Below are 24201 nucleotides of genomic sequence, written 5' to 3' on the forward strand. Positions count from 1 at the left end.
TTTCTACTATGTCGGAAAATTGCGACAGGCCCCGCCCCGTGGAAAACGCGGGCGGAGCCTGTGCTGCCTTCGCCAGCAGACGCAGACTCGCACGCACGGAGTGCGGTTCACGCGAGTTTGCGTCTGCCGGGCGTCTAGCTCAGTGGAACTGACCCTCTTCGGTCGAACCCGCAAGCGCGGTGGTCGAGCTCGTCGGGTCGACCGTGGTGGCGATGCGGTCGAAGTACCCTGCGCCGACCTCACGCTGGTGCTTCGTCGCGGTGTAGCCGCGCTCCTCTGCAGCGAACTCGCGCTCCTGCAGCTCAACGTAGGCGCTCATCTGGTTGCGGGCGTAGCCGTGGGCCAGATCGAACATCGAGTAGTTGAGGGCGTGGAAGCCGGCCAGGGTGATGAACTGGAACTTGAAGCCCATCGCGCCGAGCTCGTTCTGGAACTTCGCGATGGTCGCGTCGTCCAGGTGCTGCTTCCAGTTGAACGACGGCGAGCAGTTGTAGGCCAGCATCTGGTCGGGGAAGTCAGCCTTGACCGCCTCGGCGAACTTCTTGGCCAGCGCCAGGTCCGGGGTGCCGGTCTCCATCCAGATCAGGTCGGAGTACGGGGCGTAGGCCTTGGCGCGGGCGATGCACGGCTCGACACCGTTGGTGACGTGGTAGAAGCCCTCCTTGGTCCGCTCGCCGGTGATGAACGGCTGATCGCGCTCGTCGACGTCGGAGGTGAGCAGGGTCGCGGCCTCGGCGTCGGTGCGGGCGATGACGAGGGTCGGCACGTCGGCGACGTCGGCCGCGAGGCGGGCCGAGGTCAGGGTGCGGATGTGCTGCTGCGTGGGGATCAGCACCTTGCCACCGAGGTGGCCGCACTTCTTCTCCGACGCGAGCTGGTCCTCCCAGTGCGAACCGGCAACACCGGCGGCGATCATGGCCTTCTGCAGCTCGTAGACATTCAGCGCACCACCGAAGCCTGCTTCACCGTCGGCGACGATCGGGGCCAGCCAGTTCTCGATCGAGGTGTCGCCCTCGACCTTGGCGATCTGGTCGGCGCGCAGCAGGGCGTTGTTGATCCGGCGGATGACCTGCGGCACCGAGTTGGCCGGGTAGAGGCTCTGGTCGGGGTAGGTGTGGCCGGACAGGTTCGCGTCACCGGCGACCTGCCAACCCGACAGGTAGATGGCCTTGAGGCCTGCGCGGACCTGCTGGACGGCCTGGTTGCCGGTCAGTGCGCCAAGCGAGTTGACGTAGTCCATGCTGTGGAGCTGCTCCCACAGCACCTCGGCGCCGCGGCGGGCGAGCGTGCTCTCCTCGACCACGTGGCCCTGCAGGGCGACGACGTCCTGGGGCGTGTAGGTGCGCTCGATGCCGTTCCAGCGGGGGTTGTGATCCCAGTCGTGCTGGATCTGCTCGGGGCTCTTGGGTGTGCCAACGGTGGACATTGCGGCTCCTTCGGTTGCTGATCGCCGCGCGCATCGTTGCTAACGTCGCCGCAGCTTCACTCTTTTGCTAACACGACCATGGCACATGGCATATCCGCAGGTCCACCCGTTTGACTTGCCAATTTCCGCCAACAATGTGGTTATTCTGCAAAGGTTGCGAAGGAGGTCCGGAGCTGAACCGGTTCAGAGGTTACCGTGGGGTAAACGATCTCCGCAGGTCAGTACGCTCGTACTGTTAAACCCGGCAAATCAGAGCGAGAAGATGCTCGCGACGGCTTTCGTCTCGTCGCCGACGACGTATGTGAGCGTTGTAACAGTGCGATCCGTGAGCTCCGGACCGAACGCATCGGTGGAGCCCGCCGGATGCACGTGCCGAACAATCTCCAACTCGTCGCTCAGCGCCACCGGCAGGTCGTGCTCGATGGTGACGCGCAACGGTGCCGCCATCAGCGCGGGCTGGGTGGCGAGGTAGTCCTCGACCACACTCCAGTACACCGAGTTGTTCACGTGATCGAAGATGTCGATATCGCTCACCCGAAGGGGAAAGGGGCGGACATCCTGGGCGTCCTCGCGGCTGCCGGCCTTCAGGTAGGCCTTCCACCTCAACCTGTCGACGTCAGTCGTGCGCTGCAGACCCGAGAGGAAGTCGTCGGAGATGCGCGCCGGGCCCTGCGTCTCCCGGTTGATGTTGATCCAGAACGCCTCGGACTCGATGAGCCCGCCCTTGCGACCGTCGATGCGCACCCGCATCTCGCACCACCGGTTCGAGGTTCCAGAACACCACCGCCGCAGCCGCAGCATGTCCTTGAACTCGATGGGCCTGATCACGTCGACCATCGTGCGCCGCACGATCCACAGCGGATGGGTCTCCTCGTAGCCCATCTCACGCAGCTGGTCCGAGCCGATGTCCTGAATGTGGCGAGTGGCCGCGTCCAACTTCAGCCTGCCCTCGCGGTCGACGTCGGCAACCCGCAGCGGCCACTGCACGTCGAACACGTCGGGGTGGGGGTCGGGGACGGGCAGCATCTGCTTGGCAAGACCCGTCACGGCCTGCGTTTTGGCCGTCGCACCGCTGGTACTCACGAAGTTCGATACTGCCACAGGGTGGCCGGTGCAAAGGCTGCGAAGTTGGCATTCACAGCGTTGTTAGGCTGGTTCACGTGGCCAAGACCTTCGTCGGATCGCGGGTACGTCAGCTACGCGGTGAGCGCGGCTTGAGCCAGGCCGCGCTGGCGCAGATGCTCGACATCTCGCCGAGTTACCTTAATCAGATCGAGCACGACGTGCGTCCGCTCACCGTCGCGGTGCTGCTGCGCATCACCGAGGTGTTCGGCGTCGACGCCACATTCTTCGCCCCCCATGACGACACCCGGCTGGTCGCCGAACTTCGGGAGGTGACACTCGACCGCGATCTCGGTATCGACGTCGACCCGTCCGAGCTCGCGGATCTGGTCAACTCGCATCCGACCCTGGCACGGGCGATGGTGAACCTCCACCAGCGCTACCGACTCACCGCCACACAGTTGGCGACCGCCACCGAGAGCCGCTACGCCGACGGCAGCGGCAGCGGGGCCATCACGATGCCGCACGAGGAGGTCCGCGACTTCTTCTACCAGCGGCAGAACTACTTGCACGAACTCGACACCGCCGCTGAGGATCTCACCGTCCGGGTGCGGATGCACCGCACCGAACTGGCCCGCGAGCTCTCCGACCGCCTGCGAGCGGTGCACGACGTGCGCATCGTCACGCGCAGCGACCTCGGCGACACCGTGTTGCACCGCTTCGACCCGGAGACCAAGACGCTGGAGATGAGCGCGCATCTGTCCTCGGGGCAGCAGGTGTTCAAACTCGCCGCCGAACTGGCCTACCTGGAGTTCGGCGATCTGATCGCCAAGCTCGTCGACGAGGGAAACTTCACCAGTGCCGAGTCCCGGACGCTGGCCCGCCTGGGGATAGCCAACTACGTCTCCGCGGCCATTGTGTTGCCCTACAGCCAGTTCCACCGGGTCGCCGAGAACTTCCGCTACGACGTCGAGCGGCTGTCTGCGTTCTACTCGGTGAGCTACGAGACGATCGCGCACCGGCTCTCGACGCTGCAACGCCCGTCGATGCGAGGCGTCCCGCTGTCGTTCGTGCGGGTCGACCGCGCGGGGAACATGTCGAAGCGTCAGTCCGCCACCGGTTTTCACTTCTCCTCCAGCGGCGGCACGTGCCCGCTGTGGAACGTCTACGAGACATTCGGCAACCCCGGCAAGATCGGTGTGCAGATCGCGCAGATGCCCGACGGCAGGCATTACATGTGGGTGGCGCGCACGGTCGAGCGGCGCGCGGCGCGGTACGGCCAGCCCGGCAAGACGTTCGCGATCGGGCTGGGCTGCGAACTGCGCCACGCCCACCGTCTCGTCTACTCAGAGGGCCTCGACCTGTCCAGCGAGATCGCCACCCCCATCGGTGCGGGTTGCCGGGTGTGCGAACGCGATAACTGTCCGCAGCGCGCATTCCCGGTCCTCGGCGGCGCGCTCGACCTCAACGAGCACCGCAGCACAGTGTCCCCATACCTGGTCAAGCATCCCTAGACTCGCTGTTGTGAGCGCTCCCGACGATGACAAACTGGCCGCTCGCGGCCCCGCCCCGGCACGCATCCAACCCGGAGGGTTCCGCGAACTCGGGCCGCTGAACTGGGTGATCGCCAAGCTCGGCGCGAGGGCCATCCGCGCGCCGCGGTTCGCCCTGTTCAACGTCATCGGCCAGCACCAACTGCTGTTCCTGGCCTGGCTGCCCTACTCCGGTGTACTGCTCGGCCTTGGCAAGTTGTCGCGCCAGGAGGCCGAACTGGTGATCCTGCGGGTCGGTCACCTGCGCAACTGCGAGTACGAACTGCAGCAACACCGCCGCCTGGCCCGCAGTCGCGGCGTCGACGCGCAGACCCAGGCCCTGATCTTCGAGGGTCCCGACGCCGATGGGCTCACCGACCGCCAACGGGTGCTGATCACCGCGACCGACGAGTTCGTCATCACACGTTCCATGTCGGCCGAGACGTGGACGGCGCTCGCTACCTACCTGAACAAGAAGCAGCTCATCGAGTTCTGCATGCTGGCAAGCCAGTACGACGGCCTGGCGGCGACGATGGCGACGCTTCGCATCCCGCTCGACTTCCCGGACTAGACCTCAGCGCCGGCCTCTACAGGTAGGTGACGCCCAGGACGATCACCGACAGCAGCACCGGAGCCATCGGCAGGCACCACGCGAACCACGCCTTGGCGTAGGCCTTGGCTTGATGGAACCGTCGGCCCAGCAGTCCGCCGATCACGGCGGCGACCAGGGACACCGCGGCGACCACGAGGACCCAGGTGCTCACCTCGGTGGTCGCCATGGCCAGCGAGATACCGACCAGCCACAGCACGTGGCCGACGATCAGTCCGCCGATCCCGGCGACTACCACTGCTCTCACGGGCAACGGAGGCAGATCAGAAGTTGATCATGTGGCCGGCCAGGCCGTGGAAGCATTCCTGCAACGCCTCCGACATGGTCGGGTGGGTGTGCACATTGCGGGCCAGCTCGTTGATCGTCAGATCCCACTTCTGCGCCAGGGTCAGCTCGGGCAGCAGCTCGGAGACGTCATGCCCGATGAGGTGGCCACCGATCAGCTCGCCGTACTTGGCGTCGGCGATCAGCTTGACGAAACCGCTCGGGTCGCCGAGACCATGTGCCTTGCCGTTGGCGGTGAACGGGAACTTGGCCACCTTCACGTCGTAGCCCTCGGCGCGGGCCTGTTCCTCGGTGAGCCCAAAGCTGGCGACCTGCGGCTGGCAGAACGTGGCGCGGGGCAGCATCCGGTAGTCGCCCAGCGGCAGAGTCTCGGCGCCGGCGATGGTCTCGGCGGCCACCACACCCATCGCCTCGGCGACATGTGCCAGTTGCAGCTTGGCGGTGACGTCGCCGATGGCGTAAATGTGGGGCACGTTGGTGCGCATGAAGTCATCGATGTCGATCGCCTTGCGATCGGTCAGCTCGACGCCGGCCTTCTCCAGCCCGAAGCCCTCGACGTTGGGAGCGAAGCCGATGGCCTGCAGCACCTTGTCGGCCTTGAGTTCCTCGGTCTTGCCGTCCTTGCTGACCTTGACCGTGACCTGCGTGCCATCGTCGTCGATCGACTCGACCTTGGTGCCGGTGAGGATCTTCACGCCGAGCTTCTTGTACTGCTTCTCGATCTCCTTGGAGACCTCGGCGTCCTCGTTGGGCAGTGCACGCGGCAGGAACTCCACGATGGTGACGTCGACGCCGTAGTTCTTCAGGACGTAGGCGAACTCCATGCCGATCGCGCCCGCGCCTGCAATCACGATTGAGCCGGGCAGCTCACGGGTGAGGATCTGCTTCTCGTAGGTGACGACGTTCTCGCTCAGCGACGTGCCCGGCACCAGCCGGGTACTGCTTCCGGTGGCGATGATCGCGTTGTCGAATGTCACCGTCTCCGTGCCGCCGTCATTGAGGTCGACGGTCACGGTGTTGGCGTCGGTGAACTTGCCGTAGCCGTGGATCTCGGTGATCTTGTTCTTCTTCATCAGGAAGTGCACGCCCGCCACGCGGCCGTCGGCAACCTTGCGGCTGCGGTCGAAGGCGGCGCCGAAGTCGAAGCTCGCCTCACCGCTGATGCCGAACTGCTTGGCCTCCTTGGTGAAGATGTGCGCCAGCTCTGCGTTGCGCAGTAGCGCCTTGCTCGGGATGCACCCGACGTTGAGACAGACGCCGCCCCAGTACTTGGGTTCGACGATGGCGGTGGTCAAGCCCAGCTGCGCTGCGCGAATGGCCGCGACATATCCGCCGGGACCTGCTCCGATTACGACGACGTCATAGTGAGTCACGCCCCCAGCCTAGTGGGCGACGAGGCGGCGCTAACGGCCGAACCAGTCAAAGACGTAGGCACCGTAGAGGACCCCTGCGGCGGCCGTTGATGCCAGCGGTGCCGACATCAACGCGACCGCCAGCGCCGCGAGCAGCGGCTTGTTGACGATCATGGCGATCAGCAGGCTCGCAACCGTGCACGCGACGACATAGACGAACACCACGAAGACCGGTGCCGTCTTGTCGACCGAGGAGAACCACCACTCGTAGAGCGCCACCCCGATCCCGGCGCCGACGATCCACACCCCGGCGACCACGAGCACGAAGGTCCAGCGTTTGACGTAGGCGTAGGTGCCCGGCACCACCTCGGGCGGTGCGAACGCGGGAATCGGCTCGGACGGACTGTCGCCGGGCGGTTCGGTGGCGGTGATCGGTTGTGCCTCGACGCGTTGCGCCTCGATCGCGTCGGTGTCGAAGAGCGGCGTCCAGTTCCCAGTCGGCTCGCCCACCGCGTGCTCAGGCACCGGAGACCGCCTCGATCGCGGCCAGCACGCCGAACCAGCCGGGGGCCATCGAGAGGACGACGACACCGAACGTCGTCACCCACCGGCGAGCCGACAACAGCACCAGCAGCATGCCGGCCGCACTGGGCACACCGACGACGAGTCCGATGACGACGTCAGGTCGGATGGTCGCCGTCACCAGCGCACTCGATGCGACACCCGCGACCATGCCCGTGGCGACGCCGATGAGCATCGCACTGGTCAGGAGCCACGCCCGTGGGAGCGGAATCACCTCTTCACGGTAACTCCGCGCGTCGCCGCTAGTCGTGCACCTGCGCGGCGCGTCCCGCCGGTATCGGGCAGGCGTCCACGGCCTCGGCGACGATGTGAGAGCCCGTTGCGACCGGTCGCTCCCCCGCCTCGAATCGTCTCCCGGTGACCGGTGGGTGCTCGTCGAGCAGCGCGTTCTCGGCCGCGGTGAACGCGCGTCCGCGCGACAGGAACCGCATACCCTCGGGCGATTCGAGGCTGAACCCACCACCTCGGCCGGGGACCACGTCGATCACCAGTTGGGTGTGCTTCCACGCCTCGAACTGCGACCCGGATATCCACACCGGTACGCCGTCGCCGTCGCCCACATCGAGAATCGACAGCAGGATGTCGCGGTCACCGACGATGAAGTCCCCATCGGGGTAGCACATCGGCGATGATCCGTCGCAACAGCCGCCTGACTGGTGAAACATCAGCGGGCCATGTCTGTCCTGGAGTCGACGCAGGAGTTCAGCGGCGGGCGCGGTGATGAGTGCTCTGCTCGGCACGGCCATCACTCACCCTATCGCCGCACGATTACCGCCGATAGCCACAATGGAACCGTGGATCCAAGCGCTGATACCGACCCCAACCTCCAGGACCCCTACCTCTGGCTGGAAGACGTCACCGGCGATGACGCTCTGGCATGGGTGGCCCAGCACAACGAGCCGACCCTGGCCGAGCTCGGCGGCGAACGATTCGAACAGATGCGCTCCGAGGCCCTGGCGGTGCTCGACACCGACGCCCGCATCCCGTACGTGCGGCGGCGCGGCGAGCACCTCTACAACTTCTGGCGTGACGGCGCCAACCCTCGCGGCCTGTGGCGGCGCACGACGTTGGAGAGCTACCGCTCTCAGGAGCCCGACTGGGACGTCGTCATCGATGTCGACGCGCTCGCGGAGGCCGATGGCGAGAACTGGGTGTGGGCCGGCGCCGAGGTCATCGAGCCGGACCTGACGCGTGCGCTCATCAGTCTCTCCAGGGGCGGTTCAGATGCCACCGTGGTCCGCGAATTCGACATGCGGACACGCGAATTCATTGCGAGCGGATTCGAGCTACCGGAGGCGAAGACCGATATCGGCTGGGAGGGAGCCGATGCCGTGATCGTGGGCACCGACTTCGGACCGGGCTCGCTGACCGACTCCGGCTACCCGCGCGTCGTCAAGCGGTGGCGACGGGGTCAGCCCCTCACTGACGCCGAGACGGTGTTCGAGGGCGAGGTCTCCGACGTGAGTGTCGGCGCTGGCTACGACCCGACGCCGGGGTTCGAGCGGCTGCTGATCTCGAGGTCACTCGACTTCTTCAATCGTGACCGCTACGAACTGCGCAACGGCGAGCTGCTCAAGTTCGACGTCCCCACCGATGCCGGCACGTCGATACACCGCGAGTGGCTGTTGATCCGGCCGCGCAGCGACTGGACGGTGGGCGGCACGACACACCCGACCGGCACGCTTCTGGCCACCAAGTACGAGGAATTCCTCTCCGGCACGGCCGATCTCACTGTTGTCTTCGAACCGGACGAGCACACCAGCCTGCAGAGCTACACCTGGACGCGTGACCGGCTGATTCTGGTGACGCTGGTGGACGTGGCGAGCCGCATCGAGGTGGTCACCCCAGGGACCTGGACACGCGAGCCCGTCGAGGGCATCCCGCCGAACACCAACACCGTGGTGGTGGCGGCCGATGAGTACGGTGACGAGATATTCCTGGACTCAAGCGGATTCGATACGCCGTCGCGACTCCTGTGGGGCCGGGTCGGCGACGAACTCTCCGAGATCAAGAGCGCGCCTGCGTTCTTCGACGCCTCCGACATCGAGGTGAACCAGCACTTCGTGGCGTCGGCCGATGGGACGATGATCCCGTACTTCGTGGTCGGGCATCGCAGCGCGAGCGGCCCCGGCAAGACGTTGCTCGGCGGCTACGGCGGATTCGAGAACTCCAGCACCGCGGCCTATGGCGGTGTGCTCGGCCGGTTGTGGCTGTCGCGCGGCGGCACCTACGTGCTGGCCAACATCCGTGGCGGCGGTGAGTACGGGCCGCGGTGGCACACGCAGGCGATGCGCGAGGGCAGACACCTGGTGCACGAGGACTTCGCCGCGGTTGCCGCCGATCTGGTCGCGCGCGGCATCACGACCGTCGATCAGCTCGGCGCCCAGGGCGGCAGCAACGGCGGACTGCTCATGGGCATCATGCTGACGAAGTACCCCGACCTGTTCGGCGCCCTGGTGTGCAGCGTTCCGCTGCTCGACATGAAGCGCTACCACCTGCTGCTGGCCGGCGCGTCGTGGGTGGCCGAGTACGGCGACCCCGACAACCCGGACGACTGGGAGTTCATCTCGGAATACTCGCCGTACCAGAACATCTCGGCTGACCGACGGTATCCCCCGCTGCTGATGACGACGTCGACGCGCGATGACCGGGTGCATCCCGGGCACGCCCGCAAGATGACCGCCGCACTGGAGGCCGCCGGGCACCCGGTGCAGTACTACGAGAACGTGGAAGGCGGTCACGCCGGCGCCGCCGACAACGCCCAGACCGCGTTCCGGTCAGCGCTGATCTACGAGTTCCTGCACCGCACGTTGGGCGAGTAGAGGCTCAGCTCAGAACGCCTCGGCCGATGATGGTCGGCAGATCGAGGAACGTCCGGATGCCCGGTGCCGCTTCGCATACCGGTGCGATGGCGTGCACGGCATGCATCGCGGTGCCGAGGCAGCCCTGATCCGTCTCATCCTCACCATGGGCCGCGATGCGCGACTCGAGCACCATCGAGGGACTGCCCTCGACGGTCACCTTCCAGCCGCGTCCGGTCGGCCAGTCCGGAGCCTGGTCCTCGCGCAGGCGGGTGATGTGCTCGATGGTCAGCGCGGGTCGGCCGCCGATGATCGCGGAGCAGCTGAACCGCTGCGCCGAGACGGTGCCCACCTCGATCCGCCCGGCCGTGACGTCGAAGGCCTCGGCGGTGACGGCCACACGGCGGTCGTAGGCGAAGTCGTCGATCGAGGCGCCGAGGCCGTCGGCGACCAGCATGAGTGACGCCTTGAACGTCGAGCCGGCGAGCACCGGATCGGCCAGCGGGACCGGCGCATCGGGTGCCCTGCCGAAGCCCATGATGTCGAACAGCATGTCGGCACTGCCATAGGTGCTGTAGTCCAGTAGTTCCTGCACCAGCAGCGAATCGATGCGACTGAACAGGCTCGACATCGTGAGCGGCAGAACCTCTGCGGCCCAACCGGGTTCGATACCCGTGGCGTGGAAGGACGAGCTCCCCTCGGCGCACGCCGCCTCGAGCTTGTCGACCACGCCCTGCCCCATGCTGACGGGATAGATCAGCGCCGTCACCGCCGTGGATACGACGTTCTTGCCCGACGCGAGCAGGGCACAGATGTCCCGCAGTGCACCCATCGGGTTCATCTCGCCTTGCGGCATGTACAGCACGCAGTCGGCGTCCAGCGCGATGATCTCGTCGCGGTCACGCGTTGCGGTGACACCGATTTCGCCGATGCCGCAGACCTCCCCGACGTCCCGACCGACCTTGGACTCGCCGTAGACCAATGCCCCGACCAGTTCGAGGTCGGGATGACGGTGCACCGCGGCGACCGCGTGGCGGCCTACGGTTCCGGTGGCCCACTGAATGACACGCAGCATGCCGACGAACTTACGGTAATACCAACGGCATGTTGGGCGGGTTGGTCGAACCGCCATAGAGTGGAGCCATGAGCACCACGTCCCTGATCCTCTTCTACGTCGGTCTGGCGCTTCTGGTCGTCGGACTCGTGGTGCCGGGCTGGGATACGAGCCGGCTGCCGAAGCGGGCGGTGAAGCGCCGCATCTACTGGACTGCGACGGCCGTTGCGATCCCGGTGCTGTTCGCCGCGGGCCTGCCGGATCTTCAGAGTTCCATCGCGTTCGTTGCGATGGCGGTAGTCCTCATGGTCGGGTGGGCGTACTTCCGCACACCGAACATCAAGATTGGCGGGGAGGTCCGGGCCGCAGACCCGTCCCACCGTGGGCCGGACCCGTCTCCGCGGGGTGACCGGTTCTAGCGGAGGTTCTTGACTTCCGGTCCGGCAGTGACTCGACTTCAGTCATGGCCCAGAGTTTCGAGACCCTGCTCTACAAGGCGCAGTCGCCGGTGGCCACCATCACGCTGAACCGGCCCGACCACCTCAACACGATCGTGCCGCCCATGCCCGACGAGATCGAGGCGGCGGTCAGCCTGGCCGAGCGCGACCCAGAGATCAAGGTGATCGTGCTGCGCGGCGCGGGGCGCTCGTTCTCCGGCGGCTACGACTTCGGCGGCGGCTTCGCGCAATGGGGCGACGCGATGAACACCGACGGCCGCTGGGATCCGGGCAAGGACTTCGCCATGGTGTCGTCAGGTTCGACGGGACCCACGCCGAAGTTCATGGCGATCTGGCGGGCATCAAAACCGGTGATCGCCCAGGTGCACGGCTGGTGCGTCGGCGGGGCCAGCGACTACGCGCTGTGCGCCGATATCGTCATCGCCAGCGACGACGCCGTCATCGGCACGCCGTACAGCCGGATGTGGGGCGCCTACCTCACCGGCATGTGGATCTACCGCCTCGGCCTGGCGAAGGCCAAGTGGCACGCGCTAACCGGGGAACCGCTGACCGGTGTCGAGGCCGCGGCGGCCGAGTTGATCAACGAGTCGGTGCCGTTCGAGCGCCTGGAGGCCCGCGTCGCCGAGGTCGCGGGCATGCTGGCCCGAATCCCGTTGTCGCAGTTGCAGGCTCAGAAGCTCATCGTGAACCAGGCCTACGAGAACATGGGGTTGGCGTCCACCCAGACCCTCGGCGGCATTCTCGACGGGCTGATGCGCAACACTCCCGACGCGCTCGAGTTCATCGACGTCGCAGCAACCGAGGGTGTGCGCGCCGCGGTGCAGCGCCGCGACGGGCCGTGGGGCGACTACAGCCAGGCGCCGCCGGAGCGCAGGCCCGACCCGTCACACGTCATCGAGCCCTAGCCTCGCCTCCAGCAGGGCGTCGAGGTCGCCCAGGCAGCGCAACGTATCGTTGAGGTGGGTGCAGGTGCTGGTGCCGACCAACTCACCCTTGATGCGGTGACGCAGATCCGACAGCGCCATACCTCGTATGCGCAGCGCGCTGGTGATCGCGCTGGGGCACTCCTGCCATGGCAGCACGTGCACTCTCGCATCGACCGACACGACGGTGCGGGCAGACACGTCCACAACGCCCGCCACGGTGTACTCGTGCAGGATGGTCTCGATCCCGGCACCGTCGACGTGCGAGTCGCGGAAGTGGGCGTCGAACTCGGCCGAGTCGGCATCGCCGGGCTGCAGGTCGATGCGTCGGTGTCGGCGCATGCCGTGCGGGCGCAGCGGTTCGACGTCGCGCAGCGCGTCCAGTGCCGGCGCGACCGGGCCGCGCACCGTGGGGATGACCCCGTTGCTCTGGGCGTAGGTGACCATGAAGGCGTCTTGGGCGAAGCCCGCGCAGATCGGGGCCAGGTTGTCGGTGACGCTGACGGGCAGCCGCTCCTCGTCGCCTCGCGTTGCCGCCTGGGCCATCAGTGCGTAGCCGGATACCAGCGCGGCACCGGCCCAGTCGTCGAGCAGCAGGTGCAGCAGGCTGGCGCGCGCCGCGTCGGCTGGTACGACTCGCGCTACCGCGGAGCGAAACCCCGGCCCGACGCGGTTGCCCGTCAGCTCAGTGAGGCGGCCGTCGTCGATGACGTCGACAATGTCGATGGCGTCGATGACGCGGTCGGTGAGATGCGCACGCAGTTCGACATGGTCGAGCACCTCGACGCCTGATGCGCGCGCCACCACGTCGCGGCCCCGCAGGGTGACGTCCGATCCCCCGGGTTCAGTCTGATGAGTGTCGATGACACTGATCCGCCGAAGTGCGCCCGGCACGAGTGACGGTGTCGTGGTCACCGGCTGTTGCGGCCCGACGTCCGTGAGGAATGGCATGGTCCAACGAGACTGACAGTCGCGGTCACGAATGGCAAGCTTGGCTAAGCGTTCTTCGCACGCGGCCGCGCAACAAGCCAAGTCAGTCGCGCCGGCGCAACCCGCCGAGCATCGCCACGACGACCCCGAACGCCACCAGCGCGACGCCCGCGGCCAACGTCAGGTTCAGCCACAGGTGCAGACTGTCCACGGCGTGACCGACCATCGCGTCAGCGACCTGCCGGATCCCGCCCGAGGTGGCATCGAGCGCCTTGTCGATGTAGCGGCGTCCCACCTCGATGGCCGCCCAACCGGCTGCACCGACCACCAGCGCCGAAACCCCCAGGGCCGCAAGGGCCTTACCCCGTCGCCGCGCAACAGCCAGCGTCAGCAGCGCGAAAACGCCCGCCAGGACGGCCGCCCCGACGCTCGCCCACGGACCCCATGTGGACAGCTGGCGCAGTTGTCCCGGCCGCAGCGAATCGGACACGTTCTCCGTCAACGGCACCGTCAGCGTCGACGGCGCGCTGATGCCGAAGTCACTCAGGGTCTGCTGAAACGAGCGATCGGCGAGCATCGGCGACAGGTCGATCTCCCAGCGCCCCGACTCATCGGACTGCGACACCACATCGGTGAACATCCACCGGTGGGCGATCCGGTTGGCCGTCGCGAACTGGCCGGGGAACGCGGCGCTGCGCGTGTAATTCGTCGCCGCACCGCGCAACAGATCGGGGGTCACGTCATAGCCGCTGTTCCCCGCGAGGTTCACCAGCTGGTCGGTCAGCTCCAGGGCCATCGCGTTCTGCAGCGGCGGTTCGGTGGCCGCGGCCTGTGCCAGCGCGACGTAGCCGCCCTCGTCGACGACGTTGTGCTGGGCCCACATCGCGGGCACCGCCACCGCGAGCGCCACCGTCGTCAGCAGCCAGAAGAGGAGCGCAGCCACGAACCGCACGGCGCGTCCTCCTCTCCTGGACGCGAGCCGGCGAGCCGATGGCCAGTGCCGGGTCTCAATCCGCCAGTGCGCGTCCCACGATGAGCGGATCGGCGCGGCCGACCACCTCGTGATCCTTGTTGTCGTAGTCGAACTTACCGAGGACGTAGCGCATCGCGTTGATCCTGGCGCGTTTCTTGTCGTTGCTCTTCACCACGGTCCACGGTGCCGCCTCGGTATCGGTCCAGGCGAACATGTCCTCCTTGGCCGCCGTGTAGTCCTCCCACTTGTCCAGCGACGCGAGGTCGGTCGGTGAGAGCTTCCACTGCCGGACCGGGTCGACCTGGCGGATGGTGAAGCGGGTGCGCTGCTCGGCAGCGGTCACCGAGAACCACAGCTTGGTCAGGCTGATGCCGTCGTTGACCAGCATTTGCTCGAACAGCGGCGCCTGCCGGATGAACTCCGCGTGCTGCTTGGGCGAGCAGTACCCCATCACGCGTTCGACGCCCGCGCGGTTGTACCAGGACCGGTCGAACAGCACGACCTCCCCCGCCGCGGGCAGGTGCGGAACGTAGCGCTGGAAGTACCACTGCGTGCGTTCCCGCTCAGTTGGCTTCTCCAGCGCGACGACGCGCGCACCGCGCGGATTCAGGTGCTCCATGAACCGCTTGATGGTGCCGCCCTTGCCTGCGGCGTCGCGACCCTCGAACACGATGACGTGCCGGTGCCCGTTGGCCTGACTCCACTTCTGCAGCTTGAGCAGTTCGATCTGCAGCAGACGCTTCTGCTGCTCGTACTCGTCGCGGCTCATCCGCTCGTCGTACGGGTAACCCTCGCGCCAGGTGTCGACGACCTCGCCGGTGCGCCGGACCAGCAGCACGGGATCATCGTCATCGTCGTCGCGCACGGTGTAGTCATCGAGGGCAGAACCGTCCAACATCACCGGCGCAACGTATCGACCCCCGCATACACGGGGGTGACGGCCAGATGAACGTACGGTGCCGTGCGCTACCCGGCGACTACTTGGCGACCCGCCTCGGTCGACGCAGTGCCAGCTTGGTCATCAGCGTGTTCATCCGCTTGAGCGCCTTGAGCGAGTTGTTGTAGTAGTTCCCGCCCGCGCCGACCGTGGTCCGCGGCACGACGACGGCCTCCTGACGACAGAACTTGCGCACACCGTCCGCGCCGCCGAACCTCGCGCCGATGCCTGAGGTCTTCCACCCGCCCATCGGGGCCGTGGTGCACATCAGGTTCGAGATCACGTCATTGACATTCACTGCGCCGCAATCCAATTCAAGCGCAACATCCTTTGCCCGGTCGATGTCACGCGAGAACACCGACGCGCTCAACCCGTACGGGCTGTCATTGGCCAGGCGCACCGCCTCGGCGACGCTCGACACCTTCATAATCGGCAGGGTCGGGCCGAACGTCTCCTCTGTCATACAGAGCATCGAGTGGTCGACGTCGACGAGCACCGTCGGCGGGTAGAAGCTCCCGACGCCCTCGTGGCGCTGCCCACCGGTGAGCGCCCTGGCACCCTTGGCAACGGCATCGGCGACGTGCCGATCGGTCACGGCCACCTGACTGTCGTCGATCAGCGCGCCGAAGTCGTGGCCCTCGCCCGCGCCCATCTTCAGGTTCTTCACGTCGCGCACCACGGCGTCGACGAACTGGTCATACACCTGGTCGAGCACGTAGACCCGCTCCACCGACACACACGTCTGGCCAGCGTTGAACATCGCACCCCACACCGCGGCGTGCGCTGCCAGATCGACGTCGGCATCCTCGAGCACGATCATCGGATCCTTGCCGCCGAGTTCGAGGCTGACGGGCGTGAGCCGGCGCGCGGCCCGCTCCATCACCTTCGCGCCCGTTGCGCTGGAGCCGGTGAACTGGATGTAGTCGGCGTTGTCGACGACGGCCTCGACGGCCTCGCGGGCGCCCTGAACGATCGCCATCACCTCAGGCGCACCCGAGTCGAGCCAACCCTTCAGCAGCAGCTCGGCGGTCAGCGGTGTGCGCTCCGACGGCTTGAGCAGTACGGCGCAGCCCGCGGCCAGCGCGGCGATGCCATCCATCAGGAGGTTGGCGACGGGGTAGTTCCACGGCGCGATGATCCCGACGACCGGACGCGGCCGGTAGTGCACGGCGATCTTCTTGATCGACAGGAACGGCAGCGGTGCCGGCCGAGTCTCCGGCGCCAGCGCCTTCTCCATCGTCTTGATGTAGTACGACGCGATCATGATCAGCAGCGGGACCTCTTGGGCGGCGTCCGTCGCGGACTTGCCGGTCTCGGCGATCAGCAGTGACTCGATCTCGTCGCGGTGCTCACCGAGCCAGACGGCGTAGCGCGCCATCACCTTCGCTCGGCCCGCGGCGCCCCGCGCCTCCCATTCCCGTTGGGCGACGCGCAGGCCTGCGGCGATGCGGCTGACGTCGGCCGGGTCGGTCCAGCGCACGGTGCCTGCGACGGCACCTGTGGCGGGGTTGAGGATGGCGCCCTCCGGGAGGCCGGAACCTGGCGCGGAAACTTCGGGCGTTGCTGTCATGGCCCCATGTTAACCACAGCTGTGATCCACGTCGCACTCGGGTTGACACCTGTCAAGTCCGGCCGCCCAGACCGCCAGACACACCACGGCCGTTCCGAGCAGAACAGCGCCGAGGGTGTCGGTGAAGTAGTGGTAGGTGAACGACTGGCCCAGCATGCCGAGCAACACAGCGATGACGGCACCGGCCACCACCCACGCGGTGACACCGGCCAGCACCACCAGCAGACAGATCACCACCACGGCCAGCGTGGTGTGACCACTGGGATAGGCCAGCGCGCCGCCCTTGGTGCGGCCGAACAACGGCTTGACCAGGCGCACCGCCACCATGGCGACCAGCGGCGCCCCCAGCATGACCACGACCAGCCGCCCGCGTCGCCGGTAGGCCGCCACAGCGATGCCGATCGCCAGCACGACGGCCTGCGTCAGGCCCGCGGTGAAGAACAGCAGCCAGCCCAGCGCCGGATGGGCGTCGCCGGTCCGGATGAACCAGTCATCGACCCGGGTGGATTCCGTGCCGACCGCAAGCCCCAGCAACACCATCAGCGGCAGCGCGATGAACGGCCACCATCGGACCTGCCTCATTCAGGCGCGATGCCCTTGACGTAGGCCGCCTGACCGAGGTGCTGCGCGCAGTCGTCGATGATGCTGACGAGGCGGGCACTTGCCGTGACGGGCGGGGTCCAGTTCTGATCGACGATGCGCTCGAGTTCCTCGGCCGTCACACCCGCGACGAACTCGAGCGTGATCCGGTGCACCGCGTGGTAGTAGCCGGCCAGCAGTTGCGCCGACGCACGAACCTTGCCGACCTCCTCGGGCGTGTGCCCGTAGCCATGCGCGTCGCGCGGGAGATCGAGGGCGAACTTGTCGACCCAGCCGTCGCGCAGCCACACCTGCTCGGTCCCGGCGATATCGCACAGCTGGGCGTCCTGCACACGCGCGCTATGCCAGAGCAGCCACGCGATGCTGTTGGCCTCCGGTGTCGGACGGTACGACGACACCGCGTCGGTCAGTCCGTCGGTGATGTCGTCGGCGTGCTCGATGAGCCGGGTGAAGGAGTCGCGGAGCAGTTCGCGCGCCGCGTCGATGTTTACTTGCGCCATGTCCGCCAAAGTTACGCCTACGGTGCGGTGATGGATCGCCTTCGCAACTCGGTGCTGTGGTGCAGCATTCCACTGAACGTGCTGCTCATCGCGTGGGTGTGGCTGGGGCGCGGCCTATTCGGCGTGGAGTGGGGCTGGATGTTCATCATCATGATGGTCACGGTCGTACCGGCGTTGGTGGTGCTGCTCGGGCTGACGACGGTTCTGGCGTATCGCCAACCCGGCCGTCCAATCCGGCTGACGTCCGGCCAGGCCGCCGCACAGATCGTCATATGGCTGGCGATGGCCGCCTTCGGTTTCGCGATCGCGGACTTCGACGACGCAGGCCGGACGGAGTCGGTGCTGAGCCGATGGTTCGGCGAGGGCGCGCTCGGGGTCAGCGAGCTCATTGCGAAGGTGTCGACGGGCGTGGGTGTCATCGCGTGGTTGGCTCTGCTGGTACTGCTGCTCGTGGGCTGGCGCCGTACCCCGCGCAACATTGCGTGAGAGTCATGCGACTTGCAAGTCCTGAGACAGGATCTGATCTGCTGGGAAGGGAAACAGACTTTGGCTGTGCCGTCTTCAAAGGAAGAGCTAGTGCATGCCATCACCGGCGAGTACGAAAAGTTGATGCGCGACCTCGGGCGAGTGCCGGCCGAACAGGTCCGCGAGAAATCTCTGCCAGGACACAAGGCGAACACGCTTATGAGTCCAGCGGATCTTCTGGCTTATCTACTCGGATGGAACGAACTCATACTGACGTGGCATGAGCAACGCAACGCAGGCGTTGAGCCCTCATTCCCAGCGTCCGGATACAACTGGAATCAACTTGGGGATTTAGCGCAGCAGTTCTACCGCGACTACGCCAGCCTCAGCTGGACCGAACTGCTCGACCGTTTCACTGCAGCTGAGTCCCGTGTGCTCTCTCTGGTCTTGAAGATGAGCGATGAAGACCTGTATGGGAAGCCCTGGTACGACAAGTACACCGCAGGGCGAATGATCCAGCTCAACACGTCGTCGCCGTATGCCAACGCTCGTCGACGCATCCGCTCCTGGCTGCGAGAGAACAACCTCTGACCCGGGAAGGGTCTAACCCTTCGGGCCGCCGCCGTGGAACACGGCCTCGACATTGTTGCCGTCGGGGTCGCGGACGAAGGCGCCGTAGTAGCTCGCGTGGTACTCCGGCCACAGCCTGGGCTCGTGCAGTGGTTCCACTCCCAGCGCCACCGCGGTGTGGAAGAAGGTCTGCACCGCCTCGGGGTCCTTCGCCACGAACGCGATATGCACCTCGCGATTGGGACCCGCGGCGTCACCCGCCGACGCATCGCCGATCCAGAAGTGCGGATGGCCGTCCACGCCGTAGCCAATGGCCACGCCGTAATCCATCTGACGGGTGAAACCGAGCACGCCGAGAACCTTGTCGTAGAAGTCCTTCGACTTCTCCCAATCGCTGCAGTTGATGCCGAAGTGATCGATCATCGATCCATCGTGGCATGTGGGTGCGACACCGTCGTAGATTCAGGTGTATGGCCTACGACTTGCTCATCCGCAACGGAACCATCGTCGACGGCCTCGGTGGTGAGCCATACGTCGGCGATGTCGCGATCGCCGACGGGGTCATCGAGGCGGTGGGCGCTGTCGAGGGTTCGGCAGCGCGCGAGATCGACGCGACGGGGCTGCTCGTCACCCCGGGCTTCATCGATCTGCACACGCACTACGACGGGCAGGCCATCTGGTCTGATCGCATGTCGCCGTCGTCGTCTCACGGCGTGACGACCGCGGTGATGGGCAACTGCGGTGTCGGTTTCGCCCCGTGCCGGGCCGACGACCACGAGACGCTCGTCGACCTCATGGCCGGCGTGGAGGACATCCCCGGCGTCGTGATGGTCGACGGGCTGCCGTGGACGTGGGAGACGTTCCCGGAGTTCCTCGACGCGCTGGAGGACCGGCGCCGGGATATCGATGTCGCGGCGTTCCTGCCCCACTCCCCGCTGCGGGTGTACGTGATGGGCCAGCGCGGCGTCGATCGCGAACCCGCGACCGACGAGGACCTGGCGCTGATGCGCAAGCTCGCCGAGGAGGCCGTTCGAGTCGGAGCGCTGGGCTTCGCATCGTCGCGGCTGACTCTGCACAAGTCCGAGAGCGGCAATCCCATACCGAGTTTCGAAGCCGGTCACGCCGAGATCGAGGCCATCGCCCGGGGCGTCAAGGACGCCGGCGGTGGACTGATCCAGTTCGTTCCCGACCTGGTTGCCGGTGACTTCGCGCCCGCGTTGCAGACGGTGTTCGACGTCGCAGAGGACGTCGGTCTGCCGGTGACGTTCACCCTCGCGATCGGCAATGCCGGCGACCCGTTCTTCGAGGACGGGCTCACGATGGTCGAGAAGGCGAACGCCGCGGGTGGTGAGGTCACCGCGCAGGTCTTCCCGCGCCCGATCGGTCTGGTGATAGGCCTGGAGCTGAGCGGCAACCCGTTCGTGCTCTATCCGAGTTACCGCGAGATCGCCCACCTCCCGTTGGCCGAGCGCGTCGCCGTGATGCGCAAACCCGAAGTCCGGGCGCGCATCCTGGCCGACACACCGGCAAGCGACGGCCACCCACTGATGTTCGCGGTGCAGGCGTGGAATTGGATGTTCCCGCTGGGTGATCCGCCCAACTACGAGCCCGACCCGTCGCAGAGCATCGGCGCCCGGGCGCAGGCCCGCGGGGTCAGCCCGCTTGAGGAGGCCTACGACCGGCTGCTCGACGATGACGGCCACGCCATGCTGCTGATCACGCTGGCCAACTTCCGCGACGCCTCCCTGGACACCGTGGCTCGCCTGCTCCGCCGCGAGGACGTGGTCCTTGGCCTCGGCGATGGCGGCGCACACTACGGAATGATCTGTGACGCAAGCTTTCCCACCTACATGCTGGCGCACTGGGCACGCGACCGCGCAGCTGGTCGACTGTCGGTGGCCGAGGCGGTCCGCGAACTGACGTCGGTTCCCGCCCGCGTCGCAGGGCTGGCCGACCGGGGCCGAATCGCGGTGGGCCACAAGGCCGACCTCAACGTCATCGACCACGCGGCCGTGCATCTGCACAAGCCCGTCATCGCCCATGACCTGCCAGGCGGCGGGCGTCGACTCGACCAGAGCGCCGACGGGTACGTCGCGACGATCGTGTCGGGTGAGGTCATCGCCGAGCACGGTGTGCCAACCGATTCGCTGCCCGGCAAGCTGGTGCGCGGCCGTCAACCGGCGCCGAGCGTGCGCACATGAGAGAGGCCCGGTCTTCGCGAGAAGACCGGGCCCCCTTCTATGCCAACCTATGCGACGTCAACCTATGCGGCCGCAGGCGAGTCAGCGGCTCCTGAATCCGAGTCGGCGGGACCCTCAGGCCCGCCGGCCTTGACATCGCCGGCCTTGACATTGCCGTCGACCGGGGTCGACGTAGCCTTCGGTTCCTCGACCGTCTTACCCTTGGCCAGCGCCCCCTTGATCTGGTTGACGAACTTATCGCCGGGGCTGACCTTGTTACCCGACTTCACCGTGTCCGTCACCGGCTTGTCGTCCTTGACCTCGGGGACGTCCGTGTCCGTGGCGGGTGTCTCATCCGCAGCGACACCACCGGCCGCCGGAGGCGTGTCCTGCGGTGTGTCCAGAGGCGTGTTCAGGTCGGAATCCGTTGCCTCGACCTTCTTCTCGACCGGATCGACACTCGCCAACGCGATAGCGCCGGGGACCTCGAGCGATGCCTCCGGCAACGCGTTCGGCTCGTCCGCCGTGACGGTGAACTGCGCCGAACTCTGGCCCAATAGGGACTGGTTCGGCGAGATCGGGTCGGGCAGCCGCGACAGCAGGTGGTCGACGCTGTCGGAGATGGCCGTGAAGACGCTGCTCGCCAGCTCGCCAATCGGCCCCGGCAGAGTGTTGAACGGCCTGGCGGCGGCGTCCAGCAGACCCCCGAGTAGCCCGTAACTCGGCGACAGCAGCCCGTACACCAGATTGCTCACCAAGCCGGGGATCTCACTCGGATTCCGAATCGCCGACTCGAAGGTCGCCTCCAGGTCTGCTGGCAGATAGCCCAGGTAGTACACGGTGTTGTACAGCATCCACACGGGCGCGGTGACGGCGTAGTTAACGGCAGCGAGCGTGCGGCCGATGTCGGTGCCCCAGAACGCATCCGTCGCATCCACTCCGGGAGCCGAGCTGGGTAGGTGGGAGAGTGCGGTGCCGATCGCATTGGAGATCTGCTCGACGGCGTTGATGATGGCCGGCCCGAACGGATTCGGCAGCAGTTCGGCCAGCGGCTCAATCGAGTACGCCCTGATGTCCCACGCGTATGTGTAGGGCATGTAGCTGGCGGACGGGTTGACGTACCGCTGAACCAGCCAGGACAGCACGTTCGGGCTCAGAGCCGGGTTCTGCGCGGCGGCGGCGATGGCCGTGAGGGCATCGAACGGCAACGAGAACGCACCATCCAACGCGATGGTCACGCCTGCCGCGACGCCATTGACGGCGTCGCCCAGCTTGTACAGCGCGTCCGTGACCACCGACGCGTTCGCCACATCCGTGGTGATAGCTGGCAGGCCACGGTACTCCGGCACCCCGACGATCGATGCCGCCGAGACCACACCGGCGGCCACCAACGCGGCGGCGAACTTCGTCTGCGGTCGAACAGAAACAGCGTTCACAAAATCCCCCTCAATGGCGGCCCCCTGCCGCACGGCGAGTATATGGGTGTCATTGACGTCTGCGTCAATGGTTTGCTGATGCTTAATTCAGAATTCACGAGTGTGGCCCGTACCCTCGCCACATGAGCATCAAGGTGGATCTCGACCGTCTGTCCGATGCGCTGAGCGACTTCGGGCTCGGCTACCTCATCACGGTCGGCGACGATTTCCGCGCGCACACCGTCTCCATCGACACGGCCGTCTCGGACGGCGTGTTCAACATCGGCTCCATCGGAAACACCACTCGCCGCAACGTGATTGAGCATGCAGGTGTCACACTGCTATGGCCGCCCAACGAACAGGGCGGCTACTCGCTCATCGTCGACGGGCGCGCCGAGGTGCACGGCGACGGGCTGCGCGCGACGCCGACGCGAGCGGTGCTGCACCGGTCCGCCACGCCCCGCACCCCCTCCGCATCGGGCTGCGGAGAGGACTGCGTGCCACTCTCCGAGGGCTGAGCCAGCGCGATCAGTTGCGATCATCACGGTTGCAACCCTGTGAACACCGGCTCGCATGTGGCCTAGCTGTTCGATGTGACTGTCACCAATGCGCCCGTCGTCACCGACGATCAGAGCGCCACCATCTCACCGCAGGCCCGCACGGCGCTGTGGGCGAGCCTGGTCGGCACGACAATCGAGTGGTACGACTTCTTCCTCTACGCGACCGCTGCCAGCCTGGTCTTCAACCATGCGTTCTTCCCGGACCAGTCGACGTTCGTCGGGACCCTGCTGTCGTTCGCGACGTTCGCGGTCGGCTTCCTGGTGCGGCCGATCGGCGGCTTCGTCTTCGGCCACGTCGGAGACCGGATCGGGCGCAAGAAGACGCTGGCCTTCACGATGCTGTTGATGGGCGGCGCGACGGCGCTGATGGGTGTGCTGCCCACCGCAGCGCAGATCGGCGTGCTGGCGCCCATCCTGCTGTTGCTGCTGCGCATCGTGCAGGGCTTCGCACTGGGTGGCGAGTGGGCGGGCGCAGTCCTGTTGGCGGTCGAGCACAGCCCGCCGAAGCGCCGCGGCCTGTTCGGCAGCATCCCGCAGGTCGGCCTGGCGCTTGGCCTCGCGCTGGGCACCGGTGTCTTCGCCCTGCTTCAGATCACCCTTCCCGATGACGCCTTCCTGACGTACGGGTGGCGAATCGCGTTCCTGCTCAGCATCGTGCTGGTGATCTTCGGCGTCGTGGTGCGTCTGCGGGCCAGCGAGACACCGTCCTTCGAGCGGGTGCGTGACAGCGACGACCGCGCCGCGGTTCCCCTGCGTGAGATCTTCAAACCGCCCGTGCTCCGCTCGACGGTGCTCGGCATGCTGTCGCGATGGGGCGAGGGAGCCGCCTTCAACACGTGGGGCGTCTTCGCGATCGCCTATGCGACGAGCACCCTCAAACTCGACAAGGTCCCGGTTCTGATCTCCGTCACGGCCGCCGCACTGCTGATGGCGGCGCTCCTGCCGGTCTCGGGGTTACTCACCGACCGGTTCGGCGCAAAGCGGGTGTACACCACCGGAATCGCGGCATATGCCATCGCGGTCTTCCCGGTCTTCGCCCTGTTCGGCACCGGGAACATCTGGCTCTACGCGCTGGCGTTGCTCGTGGTGTTCGGCGTCATTCACGCGCTGTTCTACGGCGCGCAGGGCACGCTCTACGCCTCGCTGTTCCCGGCCCGGATTCGCTACACCGGGCTGTCGACCGTGTACCAGCTGTCCGGTGTGTACGCGTCGGGCCTGACGCCGCTCATCCTCACGGCGTTGATCGGTGGGGCCGGTGGCTCGCCCTGGATCGCATGCGCCTACCTGGTGACGACGGCCACCATCAGCGTGATCGCGACGCTGCTACTCAAGCCGACGCCGCTGCGCGAGCTCGAGTAGGTCCCCCGGCACACGAAAAGGCCCGGCTCGCAAGCGAGCCGGGCCTTCCGTGTAGAA

The 24201-nt window shown here is 66.6% G+C and carries 26 protein-coding genes; 10 read left to right on the forward strand and 16 right to left on the reverse strand.

What is annotated here, in order from left to right:
- Positions 1–139: 139 nt before the first annotated feature.
- Both aceA and ACZY0X_RS03040 read right to left on the reverse strand, forming a co-directional pair.
- Positions 140–1426 carry an isocitrate lyase gene (gene aceA / locus ACZY0X_RS03035; protein WP_463768108.1) on the reverse strand — a complete coding sequence of 429 codons (1287 nt, stop codon included), beginning with the start codon at positions 1424–1426 and terminating at the stop codon, positions 140–142.
- A gap of 249 nt (positions 1427–1675) precedes the next feature.
- The gene (locus tag ACZY0X_RS03040; protein ID WP_463768748.1) at positions 1676–2452 is read right to left on the reverse strand and encodes an acyl-ACP thioesterase domain-containing protein; all 777 of its coding nucleotides are present in this window, start codon (positions 2450–2452) and stop codon (positions 1676–1678) included.
- Positions 2453–2586: 134 nt separating this feature from the next.
- On the opposite strand from ACZY0X_RS03040, the gene ramB reads away from it, so the two are divergent.
- Positions 2587–4002, forward strand: coding sequence for an acetate metabolism transcriptional regulator RamB (gene ramB, locus ACZY0X_RS03045; RefSeq protein WP_463768109.1), 1416 nt, complete (start codon positions 2587–2589; stop codon positions 4000–4002).
- A 10-nt stretch (positions 4003–4012) separates the two neighbouring features.
- The gene (locus ACZY0X_RS03050; RefSeq protein ID WP_463768110.1) at positions 4013–4591 is read left to right on the forward strand and encodes a carboxymuconolactone decarboxylase family protein; all 579 of its coding nucleotides are present in this window, start codon (positions 4013–4015) and stop codon (positions 4589–4591) included.
- 16 nt (positions 4592–4607) lie between these two features.
- Here ACZY0X_RS03050 and ACZY0X_RS03055 read toward each other — a convergent pair whose 3' ends face one another.
- From ACZY0X_RS03055 to ACZY0X_RS03075, 5 genes are read right to left on the reverse strand one after another with little or no spacing between them, the layout of a single operon-like run.
- The gene (locus ACZY0X_RS03055; protein WP_241405852.1) at positions 4608–4877 is read right to left on the reverse strand and encodes a hypothetical protein; all 270 of its coding nucleotides are present in this window, start codon (positions 4875–4877) and stop codon (positions 4608–4610) included.
- A gap of 16 nt (positions 4878–4893) precedes the next feature.
- Entirely contained in the window at positions 4894–6288 is a 1395-nt protein-coding gene (gene lpdA, locus ACZY0X_RS03060) for a dihydrolipoyl dehydrogenase (protein ID WP_463768111.1), read from the reverse strand.
- Between the two features lie 30 nt (positions 6289–6318).
- A complete protein-coding gene (locus ACZY0X_RS03065; protein ID WP_463768113.1) occupies positions 6319–6792 on the reverse strand; it encodes a hypothetical protein in 474 nt (157 codons plus the stop codon).
- The gene (locus ACZY0X_RS03070; RefSeq protein WP_463768114.1) at positions 6785–7063 is read right to left on the reverse strand and encodes a putative holin; all 279 of its coding nucleotides are present in this window, start codon (positions 7061–7063) and stop codon (positions 6785–6787) included. The genes ACZY0X_RS03065 and ACZY0X_RS03070 overlap by 8 nt, the downstream gene beginning before the upstream one ends.
- A gap of 28 nt (positions 7064–7091) precedes the next feature.
- On the reverse strand, positions 7092–7595 hold the full coding sequence (locus tag ACZY0X_RS03075) for a DUF779 domain-containing protein (protein ID WP_463768115.1): 504 nt from the start codon (positions 7593–7595) through the stop codon (positions 7092–7094).
- 48 nt (positions 7596–7643) lie between these two features.
- On the opposite strand from ACZY0X_RS03075, the gene ACZY0X_RS03080 reads away from it, so the two are divergent.
- Positions 7644–9671: a prolyl oligopeptidase family serine peptidase gene (locus ACZY0X_RS03080; RefSeq protein WP_463768116.1), complete on the forward strand. Its 2028-nt coding sequence runs from the start codon at positions 7644–7646 to the stop codon at positions 9669–9671.
- Between the two features lie 4 nt (positions 9672–9675).
- On the opposite strand, the gene ACZY0X_RS03085 is transcribed toward ACZY0X_RS03080, so the two are convergent.
- Positions 9676–10725 (reverse strand): NAD(P)H-dependent amine dehydrogenase family protein, encoded by a 1050-nt coding sequence (locus tag ACZY0X_RS03085; RefSeq protein ID WP_463768117.1) that lies wholly within the window; start codon positions 10723–10725, stop codon positions 9676–9678.
- Between the two features lie 68 nt (positions 10726–10793).
- Here ACZY0X_RS03085 and ACZY0X_RS03090 point away from each other — a divergent pair, with 68 nt between their 5' ends.
- Together ACZY0X_RS03090 and ACZY0X_RS03095 are read left to right on the forward strand one after the other, a co-directional pair.
- Entirely contained in the window at positions 10794–11123 is a 330-nt protein-coding gene (locus ACZY0X_RS03090) for a hypothetical protein (RefSeq protein ID WP_463768118.1), read from the forward strand.
- 44 nt (positions 11124–11167) lie between these two features.
- A complete protein-coding gene (locus ACZY0X_RS03095; RefSeq protein ID WP_463768119.1) occupies positions 11168–12067 on the forward strand; it encodes a crotonase/enoyl-CoA hydratase family protein in 900 nt (299 codons plus the stop codon).
- Here ACZY0X_RS03095 and ACZY0X_RS03100 read toward each other — a convergent pair.
- From ACZY0X_RS03100 to ACZY0X_RS03125, 6 genes are all read right to left on the reverse strand, one after another.
- Entirely contained in the window at positions 12047–13036 is a 990-nt protein-coding gene (locus ACZY0X_RS03100) for a DUF2889 domain-containing protein (RefSeq protein ID WP_463768121.1), read from the reverse strand. The genes ACZY0X_RS03095 and ACZY0X_RS03100 overlap by 21 nt on opposite strands.
- A gap of 82 nt (positions 13037–13118) precedes the next feature.
- Complete coding sequence (locus ACZY0X_RS03105; protein WP_463768122.1) at positions 13119–13967, reverse strand: hypothetical protein; 849 nt, start codon at positions 13965–13967, stop codon at positions 13119–13121.
- Positions 13968–14022: 55 nt separating this feature from the next.
- Complete coding sequence (gene ppk2 / locus ACZY0X_RS03110) at positions 14023–14886, reverse strand: polyphosphate kinase 2 (protein ID WP_463768123.1); 864 nt, start codon at positions 14884–14886, stop codon at positions 14023–14025.
- A gap of 79 nt (positions 14887–14965) precedes the next feature.
- On the reverse strand, positions 14966–16495 hold the full coding sequence (locus tag ACZY0X_RS03115; RefSeq protein WP_463768124.1) for an aldehyde dehydrogenase family protein: 1530 nt from the start codon (positions 16493–16495) through the stop codon (positions 14966–14968).
- Between the two features lie 9 nt (positions 16496–16504).
- Positions 16505–17077 carry a phosphatase PAP2 family protein gene (locus tag ACZY0X_RS03120; protein WP_463768125.1) on the reverse strand — a complete coding sequence of 191 codons (573 nt, stop codon included), beginning with the start codon at positions 17075–17077 and terminating at the stop codon, positions 16505–16507.
- Complete coding sequence (locus ACZY0X_RS03125; protein WP_463768126.1) at positions 17074–17595, reverse strand: mycothiol transferase; 522 nt, start codon at positions 17593–17595, stop codon at positions 17074–17076. The genes ACZY0X_RS03120 and ACZY0X_RS03125 overlap by 4 nt, the downstream gene beginning before the upstream one ends.
- A 30-nt stretch (positions 17596–17625) precedes the next feature.
- Here ACZY0X_RS03125 and ACZY0X_RS03130 point away from each other — a divergent pair, with 30 nt between their 5' ends.
- On the forward strand, positions 17626–18081 hold the full coding sequence (locus ACZY0X_RS03130) for a hypothetical protein (protein WP_463768127.1): 456 nt from the start codon (positions 17626–17628) through the stop codon (positions 18079–18081).
- 66 nt (positions 18082–18147) lie between these two features.
- Positions 18148–18651 (forward strand): ClbS/DfsB family four-helix bundle protein, encoded by a 504-nt coding sequence (locus ACZY0X_RS03135; protein WP_463768128.1) that lies wholly within the window; start codon positions 18148–18150, stop codon positions 18649–18651.
- Between the two features lie 12 nt (positions 18652–18663).
- On the opposite strand, the gene ACZY0X_RS03140 is transcribed toward ACZY0X_RS03135, so the two are convergent.
- Positions 18664–19053 carry a VOC family protein gene (locus tag ACZY0X_RS03140; RefSeq protein ID WP_463768129.1) on the reverse strand — a complete coding sequence of 130 codons (390 nt, stop codon included), beginning with the start codon at positions 19051–19053 and terminating at the stop codon, positions 18664–18666.
- 47 nt (positions 19054–19100) lie between these two features.
- Here ACZY0X_RS03140 and ACZY0X_RS03145 point away from each other — a divergent pair, with 47 nt between their 5' ends.
- Positions 19101–20831 (forward strand): N-acyl-D-amino-acid deacylase family protein, encoded by a 1731-nt coding sequence (locus tag ACZY0X_RS03145; protein WP_463768130.1) that lies wholly within the window; start codon positions 19101–19103, stop codon positions 20829–20831.
- Positions 20832–20893: 62 nt separating this feature from the next.
- Here ACZY0X_RS03145 and ACZY0X_RS03150 read toward each other — a convergent pair whose 3' ends face one another.
- Entirely contained in the window at positions 20894–22246 is a 1353-nt protein-coding gene (locus ACZY0X_RS03150) for a hypothetical protein (RefSeq protein ID WP_463768131.1), read from the reverse strand.
- A gap of 122 nt (positions 22247–22368) precedes the next feature.
- Between ACZY0X_RS03150 and ACZY0X_RS03155 the strand changes: the two genes are divergently transcribed.
- Positions 22369–22743, forward strand: a complete 375-nt coding sequence (locus tag ACZY0X_RS03155) for a pyridoxamine 5'-phosphate oxidase family protein (protein ID WP_463768132.1) — start codon at positions 22369–22371, stop codon at positions 22741–22743.
- Positions 22744–22818: 75 nt separating this feature from the next.
- Positions 22819–24144 (forward strand): MFS transporter, encoded by a 1326-nt coding sequence (locus ACZY0X_RS03160; RefSeq protein WP_463768133.1) that lies wholly within the window; start codon positions 22819–22821, stop codon positions 24142–24144.
- The last annotated feature ends 57 nt before the right edge of the window (positions 24145–24201 follow it).

It is taken from the genome of Mycobacterium sp. IDUB_39, from assembly GCF_055419205.1.